This window comes from Streptomyces colonosanans (genome assembly GCF_001866645.1).
In the GTDB taxonomy this organism is placed as follows: domain Bacteria; phylum Actinomycetota; class Actinomycetes; order Streptomycetales; family Streptomycetaceae; genus Streptomyces; species Streptomyces colonosanans.
Genome location: NZ_MLYP01000027.1, coordinates 13,532 through 39,927, shown reverse-complemented (window position 1 = coordinate 39,927; position 26,396 = coordinate 13,532). Strand labels below are relative to the sequence as shown.

At 69.8% G+C, this 26,396-nt stretch carries 24 protein-coding genes and 2 pseudogenes; 10 read left to right on the top strand and 16 right to left on the bottom strand.

The annotated features are described in order from the left end of the window. Positions 1-141 precede the first annotated feature (141 nt). Both BIV24_RS10380 and BIV24_RS10375 read left to right on the top strand, forming a co-directional pair. Positions 142-1,347 (top strand): NAD(P)/FAD-dependent oxidoreductase, encoded by a 1,206-nt coding sequence (locus BIV24_RS10380; RefSeq protein WP_071365941.1) that lies wholly within the window; start codon positions 142-144, stop codon positions 1,345-1,347. Further along, positions 1,344-2,264 carry an RNA polymerase sigma-70 factor gene (locus BIV24_RS10375; protein WP_071365940.1) on the top strand — a complete coding sequence of 307 codons (921 nt, stop codon included), beginning with the start codon at positions 1,344-1,346 and terminating at the stop codon, positions 2,262-2,264. Before BIV24_RS10380 ends, BIV24_RS10375 begins: the two co-directional genes overlap by 4 nt. Positions 2,265-2,420: 156 nt before the next feature. On the opposite strand, the gene BIV24_RS35980 is transcribed toward BIV24_RS10375, so the two are convergent. After that, positions 2,421-2,552 carry a hypothetical protein gene (locus BIV24_RS35980; protein WP_281247723.1) on the bottom strand — a complete coding sequence of 44 codons (132 nt, stop codon included), beginning with the start codon at positions 2,550-2,552 and terminating at the stop codon, positions 2,421-2,423. 88 nt (positions 2,553-2,640) lie between these two features. On the opposite strand from BIV24_RS35980, the gene BIV24_RS34285 reads away from it, so the two are divergent. Then, the gene (locus BIV24_RS34285; protein ID WP_177198674.1) at positions 2,641-2,967 is read left to right on the top strand and encodes a hypothetical protein; all 327 of its coding nucleotides are present in this window, start codon (positions 2,641-2,643) and stop codon (positions 2,965-2,967) included. A 472-nt stretch (positions 2,968-3,439) separates the two neighbouring features. After that, positions 3,440-3,673, top strand: coding sequence for a hypothetical protein (locus BIV24_RS10365; protein WP_071365938.1), 234 nt, complete (start codon positions 3,440-3,442; stop codon positions 3,671-3,673). A gap of 260 nt (positions 3,674-3,933) precedes the next feature. On the opposite strand, the gene BIV24_RS31575 is transcribed toward BIV24_RS10365, so the two are convergent. Further along, entirely contained in the window at positions 3,934-4,320 is a 387-nt protein-coding gene (locus tag BIV24_RS31575; protein WP_079168155.1) for a YunG family protein, read from the bottom strand. A gap of 97 nt (positions 4,321-4,417) precedes the next feature. On the opposite strand from BIV24_RS31575, the pseudogene BIV24_RS36390 reads away from it, so the two are divergent. Further along, positions 4,418-4,696 (top strand): annotated as a pseudogene (locus tag BIV24_RS36390) (SNF2-related protein); the annotation flags it as partial. Here the strand turns inward: BIV24_RS36390 and BIV24_RS36385 are convergent. From BIV24_RS36385 to BIV24_RS10325, 8 genes and pseudogenes are all read right to left on the bottom strand, one after another. Beyond that, positions 4,697-5,688: pseudogene (locus tag BIV24_RS36385) on the bottom strand (SNF2-related protein); the annotation flags it as partial. A gap of 209 nt (positions 5,689-5,897) precedes the next feature. Beyond that, positions 5,898-6,953, bottom strand: coding sequence for a 2-aminoethylphosphonate ABC transporter substrate-binding protein (locus tag BIV24_RS10355; RefSeq protein ID WP_071365937.1), 1,056 nt, complete (start codon positions 6,951-6,953; stop codon positions 5,898-5,900). 60 nt (positions 6,954-7,013) lie between these two features. After that, on the bottom strand, positions 7,014-7,811 hold the full coding sequence (locus tag BIV24_RS10350; protein ID WP_071365936.1) for an ABC transporter permease: 798 nt from the start codon (positions 7,809-7,811) through the stop codon (positions 7,014-7,016). After that, the gene (locus BIV24_RS10345) at positions 7,798-8,616 is read right to left on the bottom strand and encodes a 2-aminoethylphosphonate ABC transporter permease subunit (protein ID WP_071365935.1); all 819 of its coding nucleotides are present in this window, start codon (positions 8,614-8,616) and stop codon (positions 7,798-7,800) included. Before BIV24_RS10345 ends, BIV24_RS10350 begins: the two co-directional genes overlap by 14 nt. Then, the gene (locus tag BIV24_RS10340; protein WP_071365934.1) at positions 8,609-9,655 is read right to left on the bottom strand and encodes an ABC transporter ATP-binding protein; all 1,047 of its coding nucleotides are present in this window, start codon (positions 9,653-9,655) and stop codon (positions 8,609-8,611) included. Before BIV24_RS10340 ends, BIV24_RS10345 begins: the two co-directional genes overlap by 8 nt. Further along, positions 9,655-10,362, bottom strand: a complete 708-nt coding sequence (locus BIV24_RS10335; RefSeq protein WP_071366026.1) for an HAD family hydrolase — start codon at positions 10,360-10,362, stop codon at positions 9,655-9,657. Before BIV24_RS10335 ends, BIV24_RS10340 begins: the two co-directional genes overlap by 1 nt. Positions 10,363-10,367: 5 nt before the next feature. After that, on the bottom strand, positions 10,368-11,492 hold the full coding sequence (locus tag BIV24_RS10330; protein WP_071365933.1) for a TIGR03364 family FAD-dependent oxidoreductase: 1,125 nt from the start codon (positions 11,490-11,492) through the stop codon (positions 10,368-10,370). Between the two features lie 132 nt (positions 11,493-11,624). After that, on the bottom strand, positions 11,625-12,380 hold the full coding sequence (locus tag BIV24_RS10325; RefSeq protein WP_071365932.1) for a GntR family transcriptional regulator: 756 nt from the start codon (positions 12,378-12,380) through the stop codon (positions 11,625-11,627). A gap of 148 nt (positions 12,381-12,528) precedes the next feature. Between BIV24_RS10325 and BIV24_RS10320 the strand changes: the two genes are divergently transcribed. Next, positions 12,529-12,825: a hypothetical protein gene (locus BIV24_RS10320; RefSeq protein ID WP_143064586.1), complete on the top strand. Its 297-nt coding sequence runs from the start codon at positions 12,529-12,531 to the stop codon at positions 12,823-12,825. Between the two features lie 128 nt (positions 12,826-12,953). Here the strand turns inward: BIV24_RS10320 and BIV24_RS10315 are convergent, their stop codons facing one another. After that, positions 12,954-14,072, bottom strand: coding sequence for an FAD-dependent oxidoreductase (locus tag BIV24_RS10315; protein WP_071365930.1), 1,119 nt, complete (start codon positions 14,070-14,072; stop codon positions 12,954-12,956). Positions 14,073-14,125: 53 nt separating this feature from the next. Between BIV24_RS10315 and BIV24_RS10310 the strand changes: the two genes are divergently transcribed. Beyond that, on the top strand, positions 14,126-14,818 hold the full coding sequence (locus BIV24_RS10310; protein ID WP_071365929.1) for a TetR/AcrR family transcriptional regulator: 693 nt from the start codon (positions 14,126-14,128) through the stop codon (positions 14,816-14,818). 260 nt (positions 14,819-15,078) lie between these two features. Here BIV24_RS10310 and BIV24_RS10305 read toward each other — a convergent pair whose 3' ends face one another. Beyond that, positions 15,079-16,080: an alpha/beta fold hydrolase gene (locus BIV24_RS10305; RefSeq protein WP_071365928.1), complete on the bottom strand. Its 1,002-nt coding sequence runs from the start codon at positions 16,078-16,080 to the stop codon at positions 15,079-15,081. 161 nt (positions 16,081-16,241) lie between these two features. Between BIV24_RS10305 and BIV24_RS10300 the strand changes: the two genes are divergently transcribed. Further along, a complete protein-coding gene (locus tag BIV24_RS10300) occupies positions 16,242-16,841 on the top strand; it encodes a helix-turn-helix domain-containing protein (RefSeq protein ID WP_071365927.1) in 600 nt (199 codons plus the stop codon). A 393-nt stretch (positions 16,842-17,234) separates the two neighbouring features. On the opposite strand, the gene BIV24_RS10295 is transcribed toward BIV24_RS10300, so the two are convergent. Further along, complete coding sequence (locus BIV24_RS10295; RefSeq protein ID WP_071365926.1) at positions 17,235-20,999, bottom strand: S8 family serine peptidase; 3,765 nt, start codon at positions 20,997-20,999, stop codon at positions 17,235-17,237. 311 nt (positions 21,000-21,310) lie between these two features. Between BIV24_RS10295 and BIV24_RS10290 the strand changes: the two genes are divergently transcribed. Further along, complete coding sequence (locus BIV24_RS10290) at positions 21,311-22,084, top strand: helix-turn-helix transcriptional regulator (RefSeq protein ID WP_079168138.1); 774 nt, start codon at positions 21,311-21,313, stop codon at positions 22,082-22,084. 247 nt (positions 22,085-22,331) lie between these two features. Here the strand turns inward: BIV24_RS10290 and BIV24_RS10285 are convergent, their stop codons facing one another. Together BIV24_RS10285 and BIV24_RS10280 are read right to left on the bottom strand one after the other, a co-directional pair. After that, a complete protein-coding gene (locus BIV24_RS10285; RefSeq protein WP_071365925.1) occupies positions 22,332-22,880 on the bottom strand; it encodes a YciI family protein in 549 nt (182 codons plus the stop codon). 229 nt (positions 22,881-23,109) lie between these two features. Further along, positions 23,110-23,847: an SDR family NAD(P)-dependent oxidoreductase gene (locus BIV24_RS10280; protein WP_071366025.1), complete on the bottom strand. Its 738-nt coding sequence runs from the start codon at positions 23,845-23,847 to the stop codon at positions 23,110-23,112. A 424-nt stretch (positions 23,848-24,271) separates the two neighbouring features. Here BIV24_RS10280 and BIV24_RS10275 point away from each other — a divergent pair, with 424 nt between their 5' ends. Continuing rightward, positions 24,272-25,729 carry a dihydrolipoyl dehydrogenase family protein gene (locus BIV24_RS10275; RefSeq protein ID WP_071365924.1) on the top strand — a complete coding sequence of 486 codons (1,458 nt, stop codon included), beginning with the start codon at positions 24,272-24,274 and terminating at the stop codon, positions 25,727-25,729. Between the two features lie 99 nt (positions 25,730-25,828). On the opposite strand, the gene BIV24_RS10270 is transcribed toward BIV24_RS10275, so the two are convergent. After that, positions 25,829-26,218 (bottom strand): hypothetical protein, encoded by a 390-nt coding sequence (locus BIV24_RS10270; RefSeq protein ID WP_071365923.1) that lies wholly within the window; start codon positions 26,216-26,218, stop codon positions 25,829-25,831. Between the last annotated feature and the right edge of the window lie 178 nt (positions 26,219-26,396).

The following is a 26,396-nucleotide window of genomic DNA, read 5'->3' as shown; positions in this document are numbered from 1 at the left end:
CCGCCCCGAACCCGGGGTCCCCATGGGTTACACGGTGCCGAACACCGATTGTGTCGCGCGTCACATCGATCTCATGTCACTTCTGGCTTGGCTGCTTACATCTCGTGGTCGTCAACTTGCAGACAGGGGAAGGACGAAACGATGAGTGCACGGCACGAAGCCGGTACGGCGACCGCACACCGTGTGGTGGTCCTGGGGGCGGGATACGCGGGCCTGTCGGCGGCTATCCAGCTGGCGGCCCGGGTCAAGCAGCGTGAGGACGTGCAGGTGACTCTGGTGAATGCGCAGGAGCGGTTCACCGAGCGGCTGAGGCTGCACATGACGGGGACCGGGCAGCAGCTCGCCGAACTGAGCATCCCTGAACTTCTGGAGGGCACGCGCGCGCAGTTCGTGCGCGGCTGGGTGACGGCGGTGGACGCGGACGCGAAGACCGTGCGGATCGACGACGATCGGGTCCTTTGCTACGACACGTTGGTGTACGGGTTGGGCAGTGTGGCCGACACGGCGGCGGTGCCGGGCGCCGAAGAGCATGCCTACACCCTGAACAGTACCCAGGACGCGGAGGTGCTGGCCGACCGGCTGGCGCGGCTGGGCAGCGGCACGGTGGTGGTCGGTGGCAGCGGGCTGACCGGTGTGGAGTCGGCCGCGGAGATCGCCGAGCAGCACCCGGAGCTGAACGTGGTGCTGCTGGGCCGGCATGGACCCGGGGCCGCCATGAACCCGAGGGTCAGGGCGTATCTGCAGTCCGCGCTGGACCGCCTGGGCGTGGAGGTGCGCAGCGGCGTCGAGGTGGCCAAGATATTGCCCGCCGGCGTGGAGTTGGAGGGTGGGGAGAGCGTGGATGCCGACGTGGTGGTGTGGACGAGCGGCACGCGGGTGTCGCCGCTGGCGGCCGCTGCCGGGTTGAGTGTTGATGAGCGCGGACGTGTCGTCACCGATGTCGCACTGCGGTCGGTGTCGCACCCGGAGGTGTACGCCGTGGGCGACGCGGTCGCGGTCCGCCAGGGCTACGGGGACATGCACGGCACCTGTCAGAGCGGTATGCCGACCGGTGTGCACGCCGCGGTGTCGATCCTCCGTACGCTGAACGGCAAGGAGCCCAGGCCCTTCCGCTTCGGCTACTACCACACACCGGTGAGCCTGGGCCGCAATGACGCGGTCGTGCAGTTCACGCGTCCCGACGACAGCCCCCGGCGAATTCATTTGACCGGTCGTATGGCGGCTCGGTACAAGGAGGCGGTGACAGCTTCTCCCTGGCCGACATGGGCCCGTATGAAGAAGATGCCCGCCTCGGGCGCGTTCTGGCCGCGCGGCGGTCGCTTCACCCGGGTCCCGGAGGCGCGGTGACTCACCCCTCCCCGGATCCTGACCAGCAGGTGTTCCACCAGCACCGCAACCTGCTGTTCGCGGTGGCGTACCGCATCCTCGGCACCGCGGCGGATGCCGAGGATGCGGTCCAGGAAGCCTGGATCAAGTGGTCAGCCGCCGATCGCTCGCAAGTGGCCGATCCCAAGGCGTATTTGACACGGATCGTTTCGAATCTGGCGCTGGAACAGCTGCGTTCTACCCGGCACAAGCGGGAGACCTATGTGGGGCCGTGGCTCCCGGAGCCCATTCTCACCAGCGGCGACACCGCCGACGCCGTCACAGATGCCGAGTCGGTGTCGATGGCCATGCTGGTGGTGCTGGAGACGCTCAGTCCGCTTGAGCGCGCGGTGTTCGTGTTGAAGGACGTGTTCGGCTTCAGCCATGCCGAAATCGCGGAGATGGTGGAGCGTTCCGAGGCGGCGGTGCGACAGGCGGCGCACCGTGCTCGGGAGCATGTACGAGCGCGGCGGCCGCGTTTCACCGCGGACGCCTCGCGGCAACGCAAGGTCACCGAGCGGTTCTTCGCCGCCGCGACCGGTGGTGACGTCAACGCCCTGATGGGGTTGCTGTCCCCGGATGTCACCCTGTGGACCGATGGTGGTGGCAAGGTCCGTCAGGCACTGCGTCCGGTGGTGGGCGCATCCACGGTGGCCGCCTGGTTCGCTGCTATCGGTACCGTCACTTACCAAGGCGTCGAGCCTGCCGACATGAAGGCCGAACTCGTCGAGATCAACGGTGGACCCGGCATGGTGTTCAGCGGCTTGGGCCGTGTGATCGCCACGGTCACCTTCGCATTCGACGCCGACGGTCGCATCACTGCCATCCACAACGTGGCCAACCCGGACAAGCTCCAGGCCATAGGGGAGGGAACCACATACGACGTCGGGCTTCGGTGAGCCCTGTTCGAGGCCGGCCCGTCGTTCGTCGTCCGTCGTGGGCCGGACGACGGACGGCCGTGTCCGCCGGTGAGGTTGGTCCCGCCCGGAACGAGTGCCAGGCCGCCGAACATGTGCAGATGCCGCGGGCCTGGCCCCGTTCACCGGGCGTGCGCCTCAGCTCACCGCCTGCTTCACGAGCGCGGCGATCCGCTTCTCCACCTCGGCCGTGACCTCGGTCAGGACGAAACCTGCCGCCCACATCGTGCCCTCGTCCAACTTCGCCGTGCGCTCGGCAGTGACCCACAATGTCGTACCAACAAGGGAACTGACGAGGCGTGAGGTATCGAGCCTCGGGTCAGAGCGCGGTCAGGGATGCGGGCGGACCATCATCTCCGTGGAGAAGCAAAAGCCGGTCGTGATCACAACCGTGGACAGGGCCTGGCCAGTGTCGCGGCAGACAGCGATTGCTGCCGCTGCCGTCGATGTCAGGCTTTCATCGTCATGCGGACCCCGACTGTTCGGGGACGGTGTCTTCTGGTGGCGGCGACTGAGCTGGTGGGAACAGCAGGTCTTCCAGCGCATCCATCGCGAACATGAGAAGCATCAGTGCTACGGGGAGGAGCAGGGCTATCACGATCACGTGGCCTCCCGAGGGAGTGGTGATCAGGCCTGTGGTGTGTTGGGCAACTGGGCCGGTTTCAGCATGGGGCCGGTTGGGTGACCGCGCACACCGGAGTGGGGACGTGTAGGCCGTTCGGGTGGCGTGTGGCGGTCCGGATGCGCGTCCGGATGCCCCGGGTGATCCTGGGCCCACGGGACGGTCGGCCTCCAGCGCCCCCATCACGGAGGCCGGCCGTGCCTGCAGCATTGCGTCCAGCGCCCTACCCGTCGGCTTCGGCACGAGGGCTGTGCGAGACGCCGAATCGGTCAGCATGGTGCAGGCCGCTGAGGGGCTCCCACGGAACGAACACGGTGATCGCCGTTTGGGGACGGTCCGGTGACTGAGCGGGGATGTACATCCGGTCGGCCCAGGCACGACGGGCCGAGGCCTGCAGTCTGTCCGGCACGGCCATCAGGGTGGTTCCCGGTACCAGATGGTCAGGCCTGCGCCCCTGGTGGAATACGGCTCGGGGCAGAGCCATCTCGACCGGACGACGATCCGAATGGCGCGGCACAGCAAGGAGTGAAGGTTCATGGCAGTGTGCGAGGTCTGCAGCAACGACTACGACATGGCGTTCGAGGTACGGGCGGCGGGTGCCGTCCACATTTTCGACAGTTTGGAGTGTGCGGCCCAGCGGATGGCCCCGTCCTGTGACAACTGCCAGTGCCGCATTCTCGGCCACGGCTTGCAGGCCGACGGCCAGTTCTTCTGCTGTGCCCACTGCGCACGTCAGCGCGGATATGCACAGCTGGTCGACCACGCCTGAGCGCGCCGACCCATCGCGGGCCCGGCCGGCCGTTCGGCCCGGTCGAAGCAGCCTCACGGTCCGTTCCACTTGATGCTGCGCAGACTGCCAGGGCAGCGGGGTCGCTGCCCTGGCAGTCTGCCCGGCCGCCTGTCTCGCGCCGACCGCCGTGTGCAGACGAGGAACGGACTTCCCCGCACTGCGATGGCCGGGGGCCGACCGCCGGAGCCCACGATGCGGCCGGCGGCGAAGGCGTGGACATGCTCGGGGAGGACGTAGCTCTACTGGTTGAGCTTTTCCATGACGCGGTCGCGCAGGAGCTCGTACTCCTCACGGAGCCTGCGCCACTCGGTGATGGGCGGCCGGGCAATGACGATGCCCGCGGTGACGGTCTCCTCTGACCGGAACTGCTCTCGGGTGAGGTCGATCTCCACGCCCAAGCCCAGACGGTTCCACCAGTGGTAGTCCACGCGCTCTCCACTCACATGGACTTCACCACGGATCAGCTCCCCTCCCAGCAGGTCGTTGAGCACCATGGCCGTTACACCGCACTGGTCCCGGGCCGGGTTGTCCGGTGTCCAGTGCGGCCGGAACTCAGGTGTGCATGTGTCCGCACTCCAACTGCTGTGAATGGCTCGCTCGATGTCGGCGAGAAGCAACGGTGTCATGCCGGTGATCCTCGCAGTCGGCACTGACAACCGGCCTGCGGCGTCGTCTCGTGCGTCCGTGACCAGGCGTTTCCCCGGGGCGTGCGGTGGTCTGAGTGCATTGCGCGGCTTCACCGTGCCCCAGGACGTAGAACTCCACATGCTGGTCGTGGATGAGGCGCACTTCGTCAAGAACCCGAAGGCCCGCCGCTCTTTGGCGGTGACCGAGTGGGCGGGCCGCTGTGAACGTGTGCTCTTCCTGACCGGCACCCCGATGGAGAACCGCGTGGCCGAGTTCCGCAACCTGGTGCGGATCCTCCAACGGAGCCTGGCCGAGACCATGGGAGACCGCGAGGGGGTGGCCGGCTCCAAAGCCTTCCGGAAGGCGGTGGCGCCCAACCATGAAGTGACTCTCGCCCCGGCAGCGAGGTGCGCCAGGGCCGCTATGGCCTGGATGGTTTTACCGAGTCCCATCTCGTCGCCCAGGATCGCCCGGCGCTGTGCGAGGGCGAAGCGGGTACCGAATGCCTGGTAGCCGCGCAGTGAAACCCTGCGGTACGTGTCGTCGAGTATCTGGGCCCGGACTCGGTCGGCCACCTCATCGGGCAAGAACCCTTCGGCTGCGGCGGGGTCGGGGTCGCGCCCCGAAACGTCGGCGAGCAGGCTGTAGTACTCGGCGGAGCGCAACTCGAAGTCGACCCAGGCCTCTGTCTCGGGTGTGGGCCCCCGCAGCAGATCGACGGAGGCCTGGGCGAGCAACGCCGGTACGCCGTCCTGCTCGGCTCGTGTGGTCAGCCGGCGGATCTCGGCGACGGCCTCCAGCGCCCGTTGCCGTCTCTTCCTCCCCGCCAGCAGCATGCGCAGCCGCCCAGCAGCCGGTTTGGCCTCGGCCAACAGCGGACCGAGACCGTCTGCGAGAGCAGCGGCCGCGTCGACAGCGCGCCGCGCCTCAGGCCCGGCTTCCACCAGAACGTGCAGGGCGACGACGAGTTCGGTGGTTCGAGGCTCCGGATGGTCCACGTCGATGTGGACGGCGATGGTCTCTCGGACGGCGTCAGCTATCTGCCGAGCGGCGGCGAAAGCCTGGTCGGCCGTCCGCTGCCCTACGCCCGGGATCTGCTGCAGCCGGTAAGGTCCTGCATCGAGGAGCTCACCGACCGACCGGAACCCGCTCTTCTCAACCTCCCCGAGCCTCAGCCTACCCTCGGTGACTTCCTTGAGGCGGGCAACAGGGATGCCGTTGAGTTCCCGTTCCGCCAAGCCGTCATGGATCGGCTTCAGGGCTGCTCGTACGGACTCGACGGCCCCCGCGTGGTCACCGACGACCTCCTGCGCCACCTCGTACAGCCGACGTCCTTCGGTGACCGTCTCCCGCTCTCTCCGCCCCATCCCGCCCCGGCCTCTCTCACAGTGTCATCACATCCTGCCATCGCAGGTACCGGCACCCGTAGGGCGTCGAGCTGCACGGGTGATGCAGCCATCGTGGAAGCCGGTCTCGGCCATCGGGGCACAGCGCGTGAACATGAGAGGACACGGGCGTGCGTGCACGGCAACGCCCCTGAGGCGCCGGGGGCGTTGCTTGTTCGGGGGAGTGGCCGTCAGCTGCCGGTGGCCGACTTCCAGGCGTCGACGTACGAGGTGAGGTTCTGGCCGATGGTGTTCCAGTCGGGCTCGAAGACCTCGACGCCGTTCATGAGCTTGGTCAGGGCGATCGCGTTGGCGTCGGTGGCCTGGACGTCCTGGCGGGCCGCGAAGCCACCGCCGATCTCGCTGACCTGCGCTTGCGCCGTCCGGCCGAGCATGTAGTCGAGGAGCTTCCTGCCGTTCTCGCTGTGCGGGGCCTTGGTGACCAGGCCGGCCGCGTAGGGCAGGGCGAAGGTGGTGGGCATGCCGCCCGCGCGGGCCGGGAACCAGATGCCGAGGTTCGGCATGGTCTTGGACTGGGCGAAGTTCATCTGTACATCGCCGTTGGCGACCAGCAACTCGCCCTTGTCGACCTTGGGGGCGAGCTTGCCGGTGGAGGCGGACGGTCCGACGTTGTTTTTTTGGAGCTTGCCGAGGTAGTCCATTGCCTGCTTCTCGCCGCCGAAGTCGTGCAGGGCCTTGATCAGGACGGCGGTGCCGTCGCCGGCGACGCCGGGCGTGGAGTACTGGAGCTTGTTCTTGTAGCTGCCCTGAAGCAGTTCCTCCCAGGTGGTGGGGGCCTGCGCCAGCTCCTTCTTGTTGTAGACGAACCCGAAGTAGTTGTTGACGACGGCGGTCCAGGTGCCGTCGGCCGCCTTGTCGGCGCCGCGGACCTGGTCGACGCCCTTCGGGGCGTACTTCTGCAGCAGGCCCTTGTCGTCGGCCTGCTGGATGAACGGCGGGAGGGTGACGAGCACGTCGGCCTGCGGGTTGTTCTTCTCGCGCAGGGCGCGCTGCACCATCTCGCCCGAGCCGCCCTCGACGTACTTGACCTTGATCCCGGTCTCCTTCTCGAAGCCCTTGAACACCTGGTCGTACCAGCCGTCACCGTTCTCGCCCTTGAGGCCGTCGGCGCTGTAGACGGTGACGACCTTGTCGTCGGAGGCGGCGGAGGAGCTGCCGCAGGCGGACAGTGCGGGAGCGGCGAGGACGGTCAGGGCGATCGCGAGCTTGAGCGTGTTCCTGGGCATGGCGAGATGAACTCCTAGCGGGGAAAGAGAGGTTGCTCGGGGGAGTAAGGCGCTGCCGGTTTACCGGTACGAGGCCTTGGTACGGATGCGGGAGACGGCGAGGAGGACCAGCAGGGTCGCCGTCATGAGGACTACGGCGAGCGCGGAGCCGGCGAACAGGGAGCCGCGGTCGGTGGCCGCGTAGATCAGGACCGGAAGCGGTGTCCAGTCGGGCGGATAGAGCATCATCGTGGCACTCAACTCGCCCATGGACAGGGCGAAGCAGAGCCCGGCCGCCGCGGTCAGGGACGGCAGCAGAAGCGGCAGCTTGACCCGCCACAGGACGTACCCGGGGCGGGCGCCAAGGGAGGCGGCCGCTTGTTCGTACGCCGGATCGAGGCGGACGATCGCGGCCGACACCGACTGGTAGGCGAAGGCGGTGACCAGCACGGTGTGGGCGGCGATCACGATCCAACGGGTGCCGTTGAGCAGTATCGGCGGCTGGGAGAAGGCCACGAGGATCGCGAGGCCTACGACGACGGAGGGCACGGCGACGGGCAGGACGAACAGCGCGTCGAGCAGTCTGCGTACCCGCTTGGGCAGTGCGGCCGCCGCGAGTGCCGCCCAGGTGCCCACGGTCAGCGCGATCAGGCTCGCGGCGAGCGCCGTGACCAGGCTGGTGGTCAGGGCCTGGAGGGCCTCGCCACGGGTGGCGGCGCTGTAGTGGGCGGTGGTCGGGCCGGAGGGCAGGATGCTCGACCAGTGGGTGGCGAACGAGGCGCCGAGGACGACGAGAAGGGGCAGGGCGAACAGGGGGAGAAAGAGGACGAGGAACAGGGCCCAGACGGCCCACTTCGTCCCGCGGCTATGCACCAGCACGACGGCTCACCACCCGGTAGAGGCCGTACAGCCCCACAGAGATCACGACGTTGACGACGGCGACCACGCAGGCGCCCGGGTAGTCGGACTCCAGGATCGCCTTGCCGTACACGAGCATCGGGAGCGTGGTGACGCCCTTGGCCCCGGTGAAGAGCACGATGCCGAACTCGTTCAGGCACAGCACGAGGACGAGGCTCCCGTCGGCCGCGAGCGCGGGCAGTGCCTCGGGCAGGATCACCTGCCGGACGATGCGGGGTGCACGGGCGCCCAGCGAACTGGCCGCCTCCAGCTGTGCGGTGTCCAGGTGCGAGAAGGCGGCGAGCAGTGGCCGCATCACGAACGGTGTGAAGTACGTGATCTCGGCGAGCAGCACACCCCAGGGCGTGGTGAGGAACTGGAAGGGCCCCTCGGCCGCCCCGGTGACGTCCGTCCACATCCCGTTGGCCATGCCGACCGTGCCGTAGATGAACAGCAGGGCCAGAGTGATCAGGAAGGACGGGAAGGACAGGAAGACATCGATGAACTTGGCGACGGCCCGCGCACCGCGAAACGGCACGAAGGCGATGACCAGGGCCAGGAAGAAGCCGAGGACCAGACACCCGGCCGTGGCCGCCGGCGCCAGCCAGACCGTCGTCCACAGGGCCTCGCGGAAGGCGCCGGAGGCGAAGACGTCGGCGTACGGCTGGAGCGAGGTGTCGCCCGTGTCGGGCTGGAGGGACTGCTGGACGACGAGGAGAAGCGGGTAGAGGAAGAAGAGGACGAGGAGAACGACGGGGGGCAGCGCCCAGAGCAGCCTTCTAACCATGGGTGATTCCCGCGGTCAGCAGACTTGCGTCCCGAGGGGCGAAGTGCAGGGTGACCTCATCGCCGTGGGCGGGCGGGGTGCGGAGTTCGGGGACGTCCGCCATGACCCGGTGGCCGTCCACGTCGACGTACAGCCGGTGGGTGGAGCCGCGCCACTGGATCTCCGAGACGGTGCCCTGAAGCCGATTGGGGCCGTCGCCGAGACCGACCAGGTGCGGTCGTACACACAGCGTGGCCTTCGACCCCCGCGCCGCCCCCGCCGTGTCCACCTTCAACTCGGCGCCCGCGAAGGCGACCCCGTCCGCGCCCACCGTCACCGGCAGCAGGTTCGCGTTGCCCACGAAGGAGGCCGTGAACGCGTTCGCGGGTGCCCGGTACAGCTCCCTCGGCGTGCCGCATGCCTGCAGCCGCGCCTTGTCCATCACCGCGATCCGGTCGGCCAGCGTCAGCGCCTCGACCTGGTCGTGGGTGACGTAGAGGATCGACACGTCCGGCAACTCCCGATGCAGCCGCGCCAGTTCGGCGAGCATGTCGGAGCGGAGCCGGGCGTCGAGGGCGGACAGCGGCTCGTCCAGGAGCAGGACGTCGGGCCGGATGGCCAACGCCCGTGCGACGGCGACGCGTTGCTGCTGACCACCGGACAACTCGCGCGGGTGGCGGCGGGCGTAGGCCGCCATGCCGGTCATCTCCAGCGCCTCGGCGACCCGCGCTCTGATCTCCGTCTTGGCGACCTTGCGGGCCTTGAGCCCGAAGGCCACGTTGTCCTCGACCCGCAGGTGCGGGAAGAGCGCGTACTGCTGGACGACCATCCCGATGCCCCGCCGGTACGGCGGCAGGTCGGTCACGTCCCGCTCGCCGAGGAACACCCGCCCGGCGGAGGGCCGCACGAACCCGGCGACGGCCCGCAACGCGGTGGTCTTTCCGGACCCGGACGGCCCCAGCAGCGCCATGACCTCACCCGCCTGGACAGCCAGGTCGAGGGAGTCGAGGACGACGTTTCCGTCATAGGCGACGGTGACGGCGTCGAAGCGGATACCCATCAGCCGATTCCCCTGAGGACGGCGGGGAGTTCGGCGACGGAGGTGAGCACATGGGTGGCGCCCGAGGTACGGAAGGCGTCCTCTCCGTGCGCGCCGGTGAGTACCCCGGCGACCATGCCCGCTCCGGCCCGGACGCCGCTGAGCACGTCGTACGAGGTGTCGCCGACGACGGCCGTCTGGCGTACATCGTCGGCCGCCTTCGTCCGCACGAACGCTTCCAGGACCATGTCCGGGAAGGGTCGCCCACGCCCGCCCGCGTCAGCGGGGCAGAGGGTGAGGGGCACCAGGTCGCGCCAGCCGAGGGCGCCGAGGATGGCGTCCTGGGTGGCACGGGCGAAGCCGGTGGTCAGGACGACGGTACGGCCGTCCTGCTGGATTTCCTCGATGGCTTCGCGGGCGCCGGGGACCTGCTCGATGCAGCCCTGGTCGACGAGTTCGCCGTACGCCTTCTCGAAGGCGGTGTTCGCGCGGCGCGCCAGGTCTTCGGTGCCGAACAGGTGGCGGAAGACGGAGATCTTGGACTCGCCCATGGTGGCGCGGACATGGGCGAGCTTGGCGGCGTGGCCGGGAGTGCCGGGCTCGACACCGAGGTCGGCGGCGGCGGCCTCGAAGGCGCGCTCGACCAGGCCGCCGTCCGCGACGGTGGTGCCGGCCATGTCGAGGACGACGAGACGGATGTCGTGGGTCATGTCGGTCCTGTGGGTCATCTGGTTCACCAGCCCAACTCGTCGGCGGTCTTCTCGGCGATGGCGGGGGAGCAGGTCATGCCGCGTCCGCCAGGCCCGGTGATCAGCCAGACCCCGTCGCGCACCTGCTGCCGGTGCACGACCCGGCTGCTGTCCGTGCACTGTGCGTACACCCCGGCCCAGCGGCGGCGGATCTTCGGCAGCGGGCGGCCGAGGAGGGACTCGACGACCCCGGTGAGGTGTTCGTAGGGGTCCTCGAGGGTGTCGAAGGCGAAGGGGTGCTTGTATTCGTGGGTGTCGCCGATGGTCAGCCCGCCGTCGGCGCGCTGCACCATCAGCAGCTGCATCCGGTGGTCGGCGGCCGTCTTCGGCTGCGGCTGCCGGGCGTTGAGCTCGTCCAGGGCGGCCGATGCGTACGCCGGGTAGTAGCGGAAGCTGTCGCCGTCCGCGACCGAGGTGGTCAGCGGCTCGCCCAGCGGGTCGGTCTGCATCATCTGCAGGCGGACCCGGCGCACCGGCAGGTCGGCCCCGGCCAGTTCGCGGACCAGACCGCCGAGCCAGGCGCCGGTGCACAGGACGACCGCGTCGGCGGCATGGATGTCGCCGTGGTCGTCGCGGACGGTGGCGGCGCCGGTCACCTCGCGGACCTCGCGGCCGGGCAGGAAGCGGTAGGCGGGGGACTTCAGCAGCTCGGCGCGCAGGGCGCGCTGCGCGGTGCGGGGCTCGACGGCCGCGTCGCGCTCGCAGTGCAGGGCGGCGATGAACTCGCCGCGCAGGGCAGGGTTCAGGACGCGGGCCTCGCCGGGGGTCAGCAGCTTGTAGCCGCGGGCGGCGGCGTCCGGCCGGGCCACCGCGGCCTCGGCGACGGCGAGCTCGAGGTCCGTGCGGACGGGGGTCAGGGATCCAATGGCGCGGAACCCGAGCGCGGGCACACGGGCACCGATCTCCTCCCACAACTCCCGTGCACGCAGGGCGGTTTCGAGTTCCTCACCGCCCGCTCGGCCACTGACCCAGATCTGGCCGAAGTTGCGCAGCGAGGCGCCGCGGGCCTCGCTCTCGCGCTCGATCTGCACGACCTCGTGGCCGCGCTGAATTGCTTGCCAGGCGTGCATGGTGCCGACCACGCCGCCTCCGACGATTGTTACCTTCACGCAGCTCACACTCCTCTGGGACGGGGAACCGGAGAGGTCCGGCCGGCAACGAGAGCGTGAACCGGTCATCACGTTTGGACTAGACCCGTTATGTGGTCGTGACATTCTTGGGGTGGTCGGAGGCGGCGGTTTTCAGCCCCTCAGATGCGTGGTGAAGGAGAAACGGTCCCCCCGGTACAGGCTGCGCACCCGCTCCAGTGGCCGTCCCCCCGTGTCCCGCGAGATGCGGTGGATCAGCAGCATCGGCAGGGCGGGCGGGGTACCGATGAGAAGGGCCTCGCGAGGCGTGGCCAGGACGGTCTCGATGCGCTCGTCGGCGTCACCGAATCCGATGCCCTTGCTGTGGAGATAGGCGTAGAAGGAGGAGTCGGGATCGAAGTCGGTGTCGAGGCCGGGGAGGCGGGCCACGGCGACGTACGTACTCTCCAGACCGACCCGCTCGTCATCGGCGAGCAGCACGCGCTCCAGGTGCCAGACGGGCTCGCCGCGGGTCAGCCCCGTTTCGGCGGCGAGGGCGTCAGGGCAGGGGAAGCGGTCCAGGGTGACGAGGCTACGACCGGGGGTGCGCCCCTGTCGGCGCACCCCCTCGGTGTAGCTGGCGAGCGACAGCGGCTGCTCCAGTTTGGGGCCCGCGACAACGGTCCCCCGGCCCTGCCGGCGCAGCTTCCCCTCCAGCACCAGCTCGCGCAGCGCCTGCCGGACGGTCTCGCGGGCCACGTCGTACCGCTCGGAGAGGTCGCGCTCGGTGGGGATGAGGCTGCCTTCCCCGAGCTCGTCGACGAGTTCGGCGATGCGCGCCTTCACCGCGTAGTACTTGGGGATGCGCCCGTGCTCCGGGATGCCGGAGCGGACGGGGGAGCCGGGGGCCTGGTCGTTCGGGTAGTCCACGCACAGATAGTCGCAGACGCGGGAACCGGTTCCTGCCGGTGCTCCAGGCGAGCGTAAGGCGGCGCGCGCCCGGAGCGGGCTCTCCCGGAAGGTCTACGGGGGCGTGGTCCGGTTGATGGGGGACATGCAGCCAGAAGTCAGACGGAACATGTGGCCCGGCTTGATGGGCAAGATGCGCCGTCCCTGGGGCGGACTGACCTGGACGAGCCATTCCCACGTCCAGCGCAACCTTCAGGCTCTGGCCCGCGGCGAAGTCCCGCTCACCCACGACGGACTGAGCCAACTCACACCCTGGCGGTCGGTCGCCTACCTGCGCGACCTGCTCATGCAGAGTGGTGTCCTGCCCCCGGCCGACCGGCAGTTGCTGCTGTTCCAGCGGTGGCTTGCCGAGAAACTGCCCGCCCTCGACGGCCCCGGGCCTCGGCGCCCGCTGGAGCTCCCCTGAGGGCTGCGTTCGGTGCAGGCGTCCGTGCGTTCGTCTATCGCTGGTTTGCCGGAAGGGACCGCGGCGGTGCCGTACTGTCTCGTGAAGCCGTGGCGAGCTGTCAGTGCTGGTGCTCTCGCGCTTGGCAGTCAGGATGGCTGGACTTGGTCGAAGAGGGCGAGGGCTTCGGCGGGGTCCGGGCTCACAAGGCGCTCCAGACCGGCCGTCGTGATCTTCGCCCACCTGCCGGCCCGTGCCCACATCTGTTCCTCGAAGGCGCGGACGGCCTCGTCCAGATCTCCGGGGCCGGCGGCGATGGACTCGGCGAGTTCGGCGCCTTCCAGCATCGCGAGGTTCGCGCCCGCCCCCAACGGGGGCATCAGGTGGGCGGCGTCGCCCAGTAGCGTCACCCCGGAGACGTGGGTCCAGGTGTGGGACACGGGAAGGACGTAGAGGGGGCGGTGTACGAAAGCGGTGCCGTGGCGGAGGAGGTCGAGGACGGGAGCGGCCCAGCCGTCGAACAGAGCCAGCAGGCTCGATCGCACGGCCTCGACGTCGGCCAGGTCCAGGTTCGTGTGCCAGTCCAGCGGCGCGCGGAACTGGGCGTACACCCTGACGTGGCCGCCGCTGTTGCGCTGGGCGACGAGAGCTCGGTTCACGCCGTACACAGCCACGGAACCCTCGCCGATCAGCCGGGCGAGGTCAGGGTGGCGGGTGTCGACGTCGTCCAGGGAGGTCTCGATCAAGGTGACGCCGGTGTAGTGCGGCGTCACCGACGAGACTGCCGGGCGGATCCGGGACCAGGCGCCGTCCGCGCCGACCACGAGGTCGAACGTCTCCTGTCGCCCGTCTGTGAAATGGACCAGTACGCCATCCCGGGTCCCCGGCACCACCTGCGTCACGCCCCGCCCCCACTGGACGTCGAGAGGGCCGAGCAGCAGGTCACGGAGTTGCCCGCGGTCGATCTCGGGATTGGCCCGGTCATCTGGACGGGGTCGCCAGTCGCGCAGGACGGTCCCGTCCGCGTCCAGGATGCGCATGGCCTGCCCCTCGGGCCGGGACAGCGCCTGGAACTCCGCCAGCAGCCCCGCCTTGTCCAGCGCGAGCTGGCCCATCCCTTCGTGCAGGTCCAGCGTGCCGCCCGGGGGGCGGGCGTCGGGGGCGGGATCGCGTTCGAGGACGGTGACGGGGTGATCGTGGCGGTGCAGGACGCGGGCGAAGGTAAGGCCGGCAGGACCGCTCCCGACCACGGCGATGCGGTGTCTCATAGCGATACACTGTATTTTCTCATTGCAGTGCATCGCAACAGTACGATGTGACCATGACTGTGTGGGACCGGCCGGAGCCGCCGCCTCGCCCCGTGCCGCTCGACCGGGAGCGGATCGTCGCCGCCGCCATCGCGCTGGCCGACGAGGGCGGGCTGGAGGCGGTGTCGTTGCGCAAGGTCGCCGGCCGGCTGGACGCCGGCCCGATGCGGCTGTACGGATACATCTCCACCAAGCAGGAGCTGTTCGACCTCATGGTGGACGAGGTCCAAGCCGAGATTCTCCCCCAGGAGCAGCCCGGTGACTGGCGGGAGGCGCTGCGCATCCTCGCCCATCGCACCAGGCAGGCCGCTCTCCGTCACGAATGGCTGGCCGACCTGCTCGGCGGCCGCCCGGCCCTGGGCCCGAACGGCCTCGCCGTGACCGAGGCCACGCTGGCCGCCCTCGACGGCCTCGCCGACATCGACACCGTCATGCGCGCTGTGGAGACTGTCAGCGCCTACTTCACCGGCGCGATCAGGCGCGAGATCGCGAACCTGCGGGCCGAGCGCGCCACGGGCCTGTCCAAGCGCGACTGGCAGCGCGCCTCCGGCCCGCACGTGACGAGAATGCTGGCCACGGGCCGCTTCCCGGCGCTGGCCAAGGCCGTGTACGACGGCACGGACGTGGACGCCGAGGCATCCTTCGCGACCGGCCTGGACTGGGTCCTCGACGCCGTGGCCGCCAAACTCACCCGGCCGCCGGTGTGACGCTCAGCTCCTGCCGAATGTGAGCGAGGTCGGGGTCGGTGTCCACGGGCCGTGCGGGCGGTCTGTCGGTCCCATTTCGCGGCGTGTGAATTGGGTCACCGGCCGGCACGGAACAGCGAGAGGTGCGGGTAGAACCTTGGCCGGACTCGATCGGCAATTACCCACAGTGCCCAAAGGTCCACACTCGTCGGGGAATACGCGACGGTCGATTACGCGAGGTCGCCAGTTTCATGCCCCGGCATCGCCAGCGTTCTCGTCTGCTACCGCAGAAGCGCCGACTGAGACACCGCTTGAAGCCAGGTGGTCAGCAGGCGGTTGATCTCGTCCGGGCGTTCCTGCTGGAGCCAGTGGCCGCATCCGTCCAGCAGGTGAGAGGAGACCAGCCCGGGAAGCGTCGCCGGATAGGCGTCGATCGCGTCGGCCATCCAGGTTGTGGAGGCGTCCAAGCTTCCGCCGACGAACAGGGACGGCTGCTTGATCGGCGAGCCATTGACGTCGGCGAGGTCTTCCCAGTCGCGGTCCATGTTCCGGTAACGGTTGAGCGCTCCGGTCATGCCGGTGCGTTCGAACTCCCCGGCGTAGAAGTCGAGATCGGTCTCGGTGAGGCAGGAGGGCAGCCGGCCCTTGGGGAACCGGTCGCGCAGCGTTCCGCCGCTACTGACGAAGTGCGGGTCAGGCTCCCCTTGCGCCGGCATGGTGTCGGCGGACAGGGCCGCGTAGAAGCCCGCGAGCCAGCCCCGGACGTCGGGCTCGATCTCGGCCTCGGCCCGGCCCGGCTCCTGGAAGTACGAGACGTAGAACTCCTGGTCCCCGCCCATCTGCGCGAAGATATCGCTGGGGCGAGGGCCACCGGGCGGGGCATAGGGAACGCTCAGCAGGCCCACCGCGCAAAAGACCTCGGGGTGGAGCAGGGCGGAGATTGCCGCGATGTTCGAGCCCCAGTCATGCCCGATGATCACCGCCGTCTCCTCACCCAGGGCGTGCACCAAGGCGACGTTGTCATCCACGAGGGCCCGCATCCGGTACTCCTGCGGCGCGGACGGCTTGGAGGAGCGGCCGTAGCCCCGCACGTCGAGTGCGACCGCCCGATATCCCGCCGCCGCGAGTGCCGGGAGCTGGTGACGCCAGGAGTACCAGGACTCGGGGAAGCCGTGGACGAGCAGGACCAGCGGCCCGGTGCCCTGTTCGACCAGGTGCAGCCGCCCGGCGGATGCGTCGATGGTGCGGTGGCGCAGATCTGTGGATGGCGTGGGCTGATGCATGGCTTCTCCTCGGACTCCCAGGTGGCCGCAGTTACGCATCGATCATGCGTCGCGGCGCCTGGCAAGTGCGACCAGCATTGCCGATTTGGCAAACTAGCAGGCCAGCAAGCCAGCAAGCCAGCAGGCTGCGCACAGGGACTGGCTGGAGAGGGACGAGGCCGATGACGGACGACGATACTGCTTCTGCGCTGGCCGCCATGGGGCCACGGCTGCGGGCCGCGCGTGAGCGGCGCGGAGCCACGCTCACCGACGTGAGCCGCGCGACGGGCATCTCCCTCAGCACCCTGTCCCGGATCGAGAATGGTCGACGCAAGCCGAACCTGGAACTGCTGCTGCTCCTGGCGAAGGAGTACGGCGTCTCGCTGGACGAGCTGGCCGGCACCATATCCGCCACGGCCAAGAAGCCGCCCAGCCCCTCGCCCTGGTGTCTGGTGGAGGACAAGGCGGTGCTGCCGCTGACCCGGTACGTCGGGGGCCTGCACGCCCACAAGCACGTCCTGCCCGCAACCGGCGAGCAGCCGCTACGGCCACGGCAGATGTCGCACGAAGGGTACGAATGGCTGTGCGTGCTGTCCGGACGGCTGTGGCTGGCGCTCGGCGACCACGACCTCGTCCTCACCGCCGGGGAAGTCGCCGAGTTCGACACCCGCACCCCTCACGGAGTCGCCAACGCCGGCTCCGGCGGGCCGGTCGAATACCTGATCATGTTCGGGCCACAGGGCGAACGCCTACGACTGCGCGTCCATCCAACAGCGAACTGAGACAACCTCCAAGAGGTCCTGACAAAGACGTTGCACGTGGCGGTGGGTGATGAGGCAGGTGGCGAGGCCGAGGAAGGCTTCGTGGATGTCGTCGCGTCGTTCCCAGCGGACGCATGAGCGGCGGCGAGAGGCACTGGCTGCGCTACGCTCCTTGCCGCGCACGACTGGCACCTCGCCGACACCGCCGCCGAACTCGGCCTCCGGCTGGGGGCGGCCGGCTGCAGCCACCTGCTGCGACAGGACGTGCTGGACCGTTACCGCAGCGAGGCACGAGCCAGAGACCACTGACCCGGCGGTATGCCTCCGACCGCCGTTCCTGCGACCAAGAAGACGCCGGGCGGCACCCCCGCAGGGGAGCCGCCCGGCAGTCATCCGGGGGGGGGTGACCTGGAACTACCGCACGTCGTAGGCCCGAGTCACGGTCTGGGTGACGGAGTTGCCGTTCGCGTCCGTCAGCTCGACCTTCAGGGTGACCTGCTTGCCGGAGGCGCCGGCGTGGTTCACCGTCGCGGTCCAGGCTCCGTTGTGCTCGGCGGTCGCCGCCTCGGTCCAGGTGGTGCCCGCGTCGTAGGAGTACGAGAGCTTCGCCGCCCGCAGAGCACCGGGCTGGTAACCGGCGTGGCCGGTGACGCCGAGGGTGATGTGCTGCCCGTCCTGCGCGGCCAGCGTCTTCAGCCCGTCCTCGGGCAGCTGGTACTGCGGGAAGAGGAGGGGCAGGCCCTGCGAGTACACATTCTCATCGAGCTTCGAGCGGAACGACCAGGTGGTCTCCGTCGAGGTGGACCGCTTCCACACCTGCGCAGGCTGCCCGAACTTGGCTGTCCTCAGGGTCAGTTCGTACGCCGAGTCGGCGGCCGGGACGTCGAAGACACCGGACGGGAAGGGGCTGGATCCGGCCTCCTGCCCGTTGATACGCAGTGTCATCGAGCCGGTGTCGCCGAACGAGCCCTGCATTGCGGCGTGTTCGCTGTCGCCCCAGAAGCCGGGAGCGACGCCGATGAGGTTGCCCTGCCGTTCGGCGGCGAGTTGCTCCTTGCCCGAGGCGTCGCGCGGGGTGGTCGGGGCGAGGACGCCGCCGTACCAGCTTTCGGTGCGCTGCGCTCCAGCCTTGTAGGTGTGGGCGGCGCCCATCATGAACTCGCCCCAGGGGAAACTGCTGGAGAGCGACTGCGAGAAGCCGGTGTCGCCCGTCGAGTAGTACTCGGTTCGCTTGCCGGGCACCGCGACCTGGTCGAACGCGCCGGTCAGGGGGACATCGGCGTTCGGCCGGTGCGCAGTGACCAGGTCCAGGTAGTCGCCGGCCACGCCCATGCCGTGGTAGGTGGCCTCGGTGCTGCCGAGTTCGGTGTCCCGGACGCGGTAGGCACGGTCCGAGTTGACGGGACCGTTCTCCGGGAAGGCGAGGTTGTACACGTACGGGCTCGCGGCGGTGGCCTGCCAGTCGAGGGTGACCGGGCCCGAGGTCAGCCGGTCCAGGACGGCCTTCGCCTCGTCCGCGGGAAGGCCGAGCACGGGCAGGAAACCGCCGGTGTAGCCGATGCTGGGATACCAACGCGCGGCGGAGTCATGGTGGACGACGAGCGCGACGGCTCCGGCCGCCTGGGCGTCCCTGGCCTGCTGCAGGACGGAGGTGGTGCCGTCCGGGACACGAACCAGGGCGATCTTGCCCTTGGCCTGGGCCGCGGCGAGCTCCGCGGCGGTGCCGGCACCCGCGTCGACGACCTCGGCCTTCCCGGTGCCGTCGAGGTTGACGGAGCCGGTGCTGCCGGTGACCGGGTGCAGACGCGGACCGTCGACGACCCCGAAGTCGGTGATCTGCGGGGCGTACCGGCGCCAGTAGCTACCGAACTCGAAGTCGCCTTCGTGGGCGCGGCCTTCGATATCGGCGTAGTAGCCCTTGACCGAGCGTCCGCCGCTCAGCGAGCCCGCGTGCAGCCAACTGCCGCTCCAGGAGCGGGCGAAAGCCAGCGTGGCGTTGCGGTCCTCGGTGGGCCGGTCGGTGCGCACGGACAGCCGGTGGGCCTGACGCGCGTCGAGGACGACGGTGGTGTCCTTGGCGATCTCCAGCTGCGGGCGGGCCGCGTATGCCACGGAGTTCACCATGTCGCTGTCGCTGTCCGGCGTGGTGATGAAGGAGGAGAGGAAGTAGCTGCCGGGACGCACCTGGAACGTCTGCTCGGCGGCGCCGTCGTTGTAGCGCCGCTCACCGGTCGCGTCGTCCGTGCCGATGAGGTCGAGGGACGAGGAGCCGGCGGCGGGCTTGCCGCTGCGGTCGACGACCTTGACGTGAAGGCTGACGGTCTGCGGCTGGACGTACAGCGAGAACGGCGTGGAGACGGCGGCCTTGCCGTCCGTGGCGATGACGCGGCCCGTGATGTCTCCGTACTGGCTCGCCTTGAGCGAGGCGGACGGGTCCAGCTGGAGCGGCACCTTGACGGTGGCACCGGCCGGCACGGTCACCGACTTCTCGCTCAGCTTGGCGAGGGCCGAGTGGACGGCGGACCCGTCGTTGCCGGTGACGCCCTGCACGCTGAGGTTCAGCGTGATGGGCTTGTCGGTGTTGTTGGTGTAGGGCACGTCGACCGTGGTGCGGTCGGCCTTGCCCTGCGGCCAGTTGAAGCTGCCGCCCTGCACCGCGGGGGTGCTGAGCACGGTCTGGTCGATCGCGGCCTTCACATCGAGGCGTCCGCCACCGGTCTCGCGGACGTCGCCCGGGATGGCGCTGTCGGCGGAGGACACGAGTGCGGCCTTGATCTGCTGCGCGGTCCAGTCGGGGTGGCGCTGCTTGACGAGGGCGGCGGCGCCCGCGACATGCGGGGTCGCCATCGACGTGCCGCTCATGCTGCGGTACGCGTAGATGCCTCGGCCGCCCGCGGCGGCGGCGGAGATGTCCACGCCGGGCGCGGCGATCTCGGGCTTGAGAGTGTGTGAGCCGTAGGCGGGGCCACGGCTGGAGAACCACGCGGTGGAATCGTCCCGGTCGACAGCGCCCACGGTGAGCACGCTCGGCGCACAGCCGGGCGAGGACACCGAGTTGAGGGACGGTCCCGTGTTCCCTGCCGCGATCACGAACAGGGTGTTCTTGTTGCTGCGGGCCAGTTCCTCGGTGGCTGTGGCCATCGGGTCGGAGCAGTCGGTGCGGGCCGGGTTGCCGAGGCTCATGGAGACGACGTCGGCGTGCTGGTCGACGGCCCACTGCATACCCGCGATGATCCACGAAGTGGCGCCGTAGCCGGAGTCGTTGAGCACCTTGCCCGCGAGCAGCTCGGTACCCGGCGCAACGCCCCGATTCTTGCCGTCGCTTGCCGCGCCGGTGCCGCCGACCGTGGAGGTGGTGTGTGTGCCGTGACCCTGATGGTCCGTGGTGTCGCGCGAGTCGGTGAAGTTCTCAAAGGCGCTGATACGGCCCTTGAGATCGGGGTGTTCGGCGTCGACGCCGGTGTCGAGCACGGCAACCTTGGTGCCCTTGCCGTCGTACCCGGCGGCCCACGCCTCGGGGGCGTGCACCTGCTGCGTCGACTTGTCGAGGGTGGCCTGGACCTTGCTGTCCAGCCACAGCTTCTTCAGGGCACCGGCCGCCCGGGAGCGCGGGTTGCTGATGTCCGCCCAGAAGGAGGCGGCCTTCTTCTTGTCGGCCTTCAGCGCGACGCCGTCGACCGCGTCGAGGACGAGGCCACGCTCCGCGCCGCGCGGGGTCGCGGGCATACTGCGGGCGACGTCGACGGACTTGTCGTAGACGGCGATGAGCGGCACCGCATCGGAGTGCGCATCGTCATAGCCCTGGCGTACCAGGCCGGTGACATTGAACAGCTCCTGGTCGACACGGCCCGCGGCGATCGCCGCGGTGGCGCTCTCCGGGTAGACGTAGAGGTCCTTGCCCACCAGCCGGGTCTGGACGAGCGGTGTGCTGCCGTCCGTGGCAGGCAGCACGGTCGCGGAGCTTCGCCCCGACGCGTCCTTCGTGACCAGGACCCGGTCGCCGGTGACGAGTGTGACGACGGACCCCGCGCCGTCGCGCGCCGCGGCTGCGGAGCTTCCGATCAGAGGTTTCTTCTGTGCGGCGGTGTCCCCGGGCGTCGCCCCGGAGGGCACGGCCGCGGTGACGGCCAGGACGGCGGCTGTCGCCGCCCCCAAGGCTGTACGCGATATCGCGCGCATCGCTCTCCCAACTCTTGGCACCGGTCTCTGGCCGCCGATGCCATGTCTGCCGAATCCACCCACACCCGCACGGCCCGAACGGCTCACTACGGAAGCCGGTTGGTGCTGCGGTGGCGCCACCTTGGCAGACGGACGGATGGCGCGGCGATGATGGACCGAGGCGGTTTTGCGCCGTGGCCGTTTCCCGCCAGCGGACCGCTCGTACGCACAACGAGCCGGCCTGGCCACGAACGGCTTCCACTGGCACGCACGTTCACAGGCACAAGCCGGCTCCCGGTGCCGCACGAGTCTGCGGCGGACCTGCTGCGGGAGTGCCCTGGTCCACCGGCACGGCACACCCGCGGCGGTGGCCGTGGGCCGCGCCGGTCGGGCGCCGACGGAGGCGGGCAGGGATCACCCGCATCGAGCAGGGACGCGACCGCAACCCGTCACCCGCCGTGATCAACGCGCTCGCCGACGCCTTGAGCCTGGACGCCGCCGAACGCGACCACCTCCGCTACCTCGCCAAAATCACCGGCGGAGCCTGCACCGGGCACCGGCGGCCGGCGCCGCCCAGCCGCCATGTCCGTCCCACAGTGCTGGGGATGCTCCAACTCCTCGAGCCTGCTGCCGCGTTCGTCACCAACCGCCTGGGCGACGTACTCGCACACACCAACGGGTTCGAGTTGGTGATGCGCGGAAGCGGGCTGCTGGAGACCCGGGAGCCGAATCTGACACGCTATGTGTTCACCGATCCGCGAGCCCGGACGTTCTTCGCCGACTGGGACCAGGTGGCCGATGAACAGGCCTTCGACCTGTGGCTCGGACCGTCCGTGGAGACCTCCGAGTGGTTCACCGCCGAACTCGCCCCCCTCGCCGGGCAGGAGTTCACCCGCCGGCTCAACCGCCACCTGCCCCCACCGCAGGTCCCGCTTCGACTCAACCACCCCACCGCGCAGGAGCTGCGGTGGCAGCGAGAACGGCTGGAGCTGCCACGCGCCGACGCGCAGGACCTGGTCGTCCTCCTGCCCGCCGACGAGACGACAACGCAGGCCGTGGAGAGCCTGCGCCGCCAACCCGGCGGTGTCCTTCGCGCGATCGGTTGAGAGGGCCCTGCACGGCGACCGGACACGACCTGCACCTGGAACAACCTGCCGTCCTTGGCCGACTTCTGCAGAAGTTCCTTGGTGCGGCCCTCCGAACACTCCACCCACGGACGGGTCTGACCCGGGCGCCAAAGGGGCCGACACCGGTGTGGGTCAGGCCGTCGCATCCGCGGGTTCGGGCGGAACACGAGGGCGCTGAGCGACCCGAAGGGCTTCGGCGGTGACGTCTACGGACGTCCTCAGGCCCTCACTGCCGCCCGCCGAACTGCCAGTTGTGCACCTCGATGTCGGCGTACCGGTCCGGGGTCAGGACGGCGCGTGCCGTGTCCGGGTCCGGCGCCCGGACCAACGCCGCGGTGCCCAGCCAGGTGGCGTCGTCGTCGGAAAGCAGCGGCCCGTAGGCGATCAGCTCGTCCCGGTCGGACGGCACCGCAAGGTCGGCGGCCTGCCCCGCGCCGAGGCCGAGCACCAGGTAGCGGTTGCCGCCGGTCCGGCCTCCGGGGAAGTCCCACATGGTGCGCCCCAGGGTGTTGCGCCACCGTCGCAGCAGTACGTCCCGGTAGACGCCGGCCTGGTAGTTCGGCTCGTCGAAAGCGAACGCGCGGGCAGCGGCGGGATCGGGCAGATCAAGGATGTGCACGCTGCCGGTGGGGGTGTCGCCGTCGTCGGCGAGGGTCGGCCCCCGGGCGATCATCTCCTTCGCATACCGGTCCATATAGGACCAGTGCTCTTCCAATAGCTCGTCGCGCAGCGCTACGGAGCCGGGCCGGTCACGGTGGTAGCAGAGGAACTCCATGCGCGTAGGTTCTCTTGAAAGAGGTCACCAGGTCGAGCGGGTTTCACCAACCACATCCCGGGAGGTACTTCGTGCCGGCGGACCACAGGCCCCGAGGCGGAAACAACTCCACCTCGGGACGCCATGGCGGCATGATGCGAGCAGCGGTCCCCGATCGAGCGGCGGCAAGCCGCCCAGCCAGCAGTCGAGTTGCGCGCGGTGCCGGCATGAATGACGGCACCGAGGGGAGTCAGGCCAGACCGCCCGTCGCCCGCAGGTTGTGACCAGTGACCCACCGGCCGTCCGGGCCGACGAGGAATCCGACGACATCGGCCACGTCGGACGGCTGCCCCAGTCGTCCGAGGGGCGTCATGCCGGTGACCGCCTGCAGAGCTTGTGGGGGATTGGATCCGTGCAGCATCTCGGTGTCTGTCGCGCCGGGGGAGACGGTGTTGACGGTGATGCCGCGCGGTCCGAGCTCCCGGGCCGCGACCGCGGTCAGCTGCTCGAGCGCGCCTTTGCTGGCGACGTAGGGGCCGATGCCCGGGGCGGGCCGAACGGTGTTCAGCGAGGAGATGTTGACGATCCGGCCTCCGTCGCGCATCTGCCTGGCCGCGTAACGGATGGTCAGGAAGACCGAGCGTGCGTTGACCGCCATCACGTTGTCGAACACCGCGGCGTCGGTCTCCGCGAGAGGGGTCGGGGTATGCACCGTCGCGGCGTTGTTCACCAGGATGTCCAGGCCGCCGAGATGTGCCTCGGCGGTCTTCATCAGCTGTTCCGGTCCACCCGGATCGGCCAGGTCAAGGCGCACGGCGTGGGCGTGGCCGCCGTCCGCCTGCACGGTGCGGACGACTTCGGCTGCGGCTTCCTCGTTGGTCGCGTAGGTGAAGACCACCTTCGCCCCATCACGGCACAGACGTTCGACAATCGCCCGGCCGATCCCGCGCGAACCACCCGTGACGACGGCGGCCTTACCCTCCAGCACCAGCACTGTCCCTCCCGATGGTGAAAAGACGGTCTCGGGAGCGTGAACGTACCGGTACCACGGCTCGTGCAGGGCGGCTTTCGCGGAGCGCAAAACGCATGCCTGGTCATCGTTCCGGTCGGAGGGGCTCCGTCCGTGGACGGCTGGCGAACGCCACCGGCGAGGGCAACAATGGCGAGTGGTGATCGTCGGCTCACACGTCCATAAGAGCGCGCACATCGCCGAGACGCAGCTCAGGGCGGCTCCAGCAGCCGGTGCCGCCGACGACGGGAGCCCGGATGCATCGGCGGAGACCGTCGTCGGCAGACCACCCGGCTCGCGCGAACCAAGACCGCGGCGACCAGCTCCGCGAGCACGACGCCGACCGTCGTCAAGCAGCCCCCGGACAGCTCGGGATCAGCACCGACCGTGATGCGAGGAAGCAATGAGCCAACCGCACGAGACCCCCGAAACCACCCCCTATGACGTGATCGTGCTGGGCGCCGGACCGGTCGGCCAGAACGTCGCCGACCGCGCCCGCGCAGCCGGCCTCTCCGTAGCCGTCGTGGAGCGGGAACTCGTCGGTGGCGAATGCTCCTACTGGGCCTGCGTTCCCAGCAAGGCGCTGCTGCGGCCGGTCATCGCGGTGGCCGACGCCGGCCGTGTGGACGGAGCCCGGCAGGCTGTCACCGGCCGGCCCGACAGTGACCGGGTCTTCGCCCGCCGCAACCGCTACGTCACCGACTGGGACGACTCCGGACAGGCCCGGTTCGTCAAGTCCATCGGCGCCGACCTCTACCGCGGCCACGGCCGCCTCGACGGCCGCCGCCGCGTCACGGTCACCCGGGACGACGGATCACGTCAGACCCTCAGTGCCCGGCACGCGGTGGCCGTCGCCACGGGCAGCCGACCCGCGTTGCCCGACATCCCGGGCATCCGGGAAGCCAGGCCCTGGACGAACCGCCATGGCACCGACTCCAGTACCGTGCCCGGCCGCCTTGCCATCGTCGGCGGCGGTGGCGTCGGCGTGGAGATGGCCACCCTGTGGCAGGGCCTCGGCTCTCAGGTCACCCTGCTCGCCCGCCATGGGCTGATTCCCCGCATGGAACCCTTCGCGGGCGAGCTGGTCGCCCAGGGCCTCGTCGACGCGGGGGCGCAGGTGCGGACCGGCGTGCAGGTGACCGCCCTGCGCCGCCCGGATCCCGGCGGACCCGTCACCCTCACCCTTGACGACGGTGGCGAGCTGGAGGCGGATGAGGTCATGTTCGCCACCGGGCGTACCCCGAGCACCGACGACATCGGCCTGGACACCGTCGGGCTCACCCCCGGGTCCTGGTTGGACGTGGACACGACCTGCCTGGTCCAGGGCGTAGAGGGGGAGTGGCTGTATGCCCTCGGCGACGTCAACCACCGAGCCCTCCTCACCCACCAGGGCAAGTACCAGGCCCGTACCGCGGGCGACGCCATCGGTGCCCGTGCCGCCGGCCGCCCGCTGGACGACGCCCCCTGGGGCGATCACGCCACCACCGCCGACCAGCACGCCGTCCCGCAGGTGTTCTTCACCGACCCCGAGGCGGCCGCCGTGGGCCTGACCGCCGCGCAGGCCGAACGCGCCGGCCACCGCGTCAAGATCGTCGATCTCGCCTTCAACGCCGCCCAGGGCGCCAACCTCTACGCCGACGACTACCAGGGCCAGGCCCGCCTGGTCGTCGACGTCGACCGGGACGTGCTGCTCGGAGTGACCTTCGTCGGCCCGGGAGTCAGCGAGCTGCTGCACTCGGCGACCGTCGCGGTCGCCGGCCAGGTCCCGCTCAAACGCCTGCGCCACGCGATCGCGTGCTTCCCCACCGTCAGTGAGATCTGGCTCTTCCTCCTCGCCGCCTACCAACTCGACCGCGACTGACACCCACCCGTCATGACGGATCGGGGCGAGTGGGCGGGAGCGGCACCGCGGGGGTCATGCCCCACTCTCGTCCGCTCCCGCTCCCGCACCCGGCTCCCGTCAGCTCGCGGCTCGGCCGCTGCGCCACGGAGGCGGCATGGCCGACCTGCGGGCAGTATCGCTGCGGTGCAGAGCCCGCATCATCTGGCCACGCAGCCGGTTCTGCAGCCGGTCCGCCAGTTCATGCGCCGTCGCCTCCTGGGCATGTACGACCACATACGCGTTCCCCACGACGAGCTCGGCCACGGCGGACCAGGGCTGCGCGGTGTGGTGCGCCGCCGCCTTGGTGATCCTCACCTCACCGCCGGCGGGTGGAAGCCCCGGCCTGCTGAGAACCGCGTCGACCTTGGCCTGGGCGTAGGCCAGTGCTTCCTCGTCCACCACCCCGTCCGCTCGCACCCGTACGGCGACCACGGTGCTGAGGCGGGTACCGGCATGCTTGGCAGTCATCTGCTCCGCTCCTTCTGATCGAGGGCTGCGGCTCCAGACTTCTGTGAGAAGCAGCCCTCGCCCAGGGCTGTCAGGTCCCAGGAGGGGGACCAAAGGGCCCGGAAGCCGCCATCCCCGATGCACCGGCCCGCCGGTGCATCGGGCCTCACGGCACAGGGACGTTCAGCCCCACCAGTCG

Excerpts from the sequence above, each read along its gene's own strand:
- BIV24_RS10320 (WP_143064586.1), top strand. The coding sequence starts at position 12,529 with ATGTGGCCCGGCTTGATGGGCAAGATGCGCCGTCCCTGGGGCGGACTG.
- BIV24_RS10295 (WP_071365926.1), bottom strand. The coding sequence starts at position 20,999 with ATGCGCGCGATATCGCGTACAGCCTTGGGGGCGGCGACAGCCGCCGTC.
- BIV24_RS10285 (WP_071365925.1), bottom strand. The coding sequence starts at position 22,880 with ATGGAGTTCCTCTGCTACCACCGTGACCGGCCCGGCTCCGTAGCGCTG.
- BIV24_RS31575 (WP_079168155.1), bottom strand. The coding sequence starts at position 4,320 with ATGACACCGTTGCTTCTCGCCGACATCGAGCGAGCCATTCACAGCAGT.
- BIV24_RS10305 (WP_071365928.1), bottom strand. The coding sequence starts at position 16,080 with ATGCATCAGCCCACGCCATCCACAGATCTGCGCCACCGCACCATCGAC.
- BIV24_RS10300 (WP_071365927.1), top strand. The coding sequence starts at position 16,242 with ATGACGGACGACGATACTGCTTCTGCGCTGGCCGCCATGGGGCCACGG.
- BIV24_RS10275 (WP_071365924.1), top strand. The coding sequence starts at position 24,272 with ATGAGCCAACCGCACGAGACCCCCGAAACCACCCCCTATGACGTGATC.
- BIV24_RS10345 (WP_071365935.1), bottom strand. The coding sequence starts at position 8,616 with ATGGTTAGAAGGCTGCTCTGGGCGCTGCCCCCCGTCGTTCTCCTCGTC.
- BIV24_RS10270 (WP_071365923.1), bottom strand. The coding sequence starts at position 26,218 with ATGACTGCCAAGCATGCCGGTACCCGCCTCAGCACCGTGGTCGCCGTA.
- BIV24_RS10365 (WP_071365938.1), top strand. The coding sequence starts at position 3,440 with ATGGCAGTGTGCGAGGTCTGCAGCAACGACTACGACATGGCGTTCGAG.
- BIV24_RS10355 (WP_071365937.1), bottom strand. The coding sequence starts at position 6,953 with ATGCCCAGGAACACGCTCAAGCTCGCGATCGCCCTGACCGTCCTCGCC.
- BIV24_RS10315 (WP_071365930.1), bottom strand. The coding sequence starts at position 14,072 with ATGAGACACCGCATCGCCGTGGTCGGGAGCGGTCCTGCCGGCCTTACC.
- BIV24_RS10310 (WP_071365929.1), top strand. The coding sequence starts at position 14,126 with ATGACTGTGTGGGACCGGCCGGAGCCGCCGCCTCGCCCCGTGCCGCTC.
- BIV24_RS10340 (WP_071365934.1), bottom strand. The coding sequence starts at position 9,655 with ATGGGTATCCGCTTCGACGCCGTCACCGTCGCCTATGACGGAAACGTC.
- BIV24_RS10335 (WP_071366026.1), bottom strand. The coding sequence starts at position 10,362 with ATGACCCACAGGACCGACATGACCCACGACATCCGTCTCGTCGTCCTC.
- BIV24_RS10380 (WP_071365941.1), top strand. The coding sequence starts at position 142 with ATGAGTGCACGGCACGAAGCCGGTACGGCGACCGCACACCGTGTGGTG.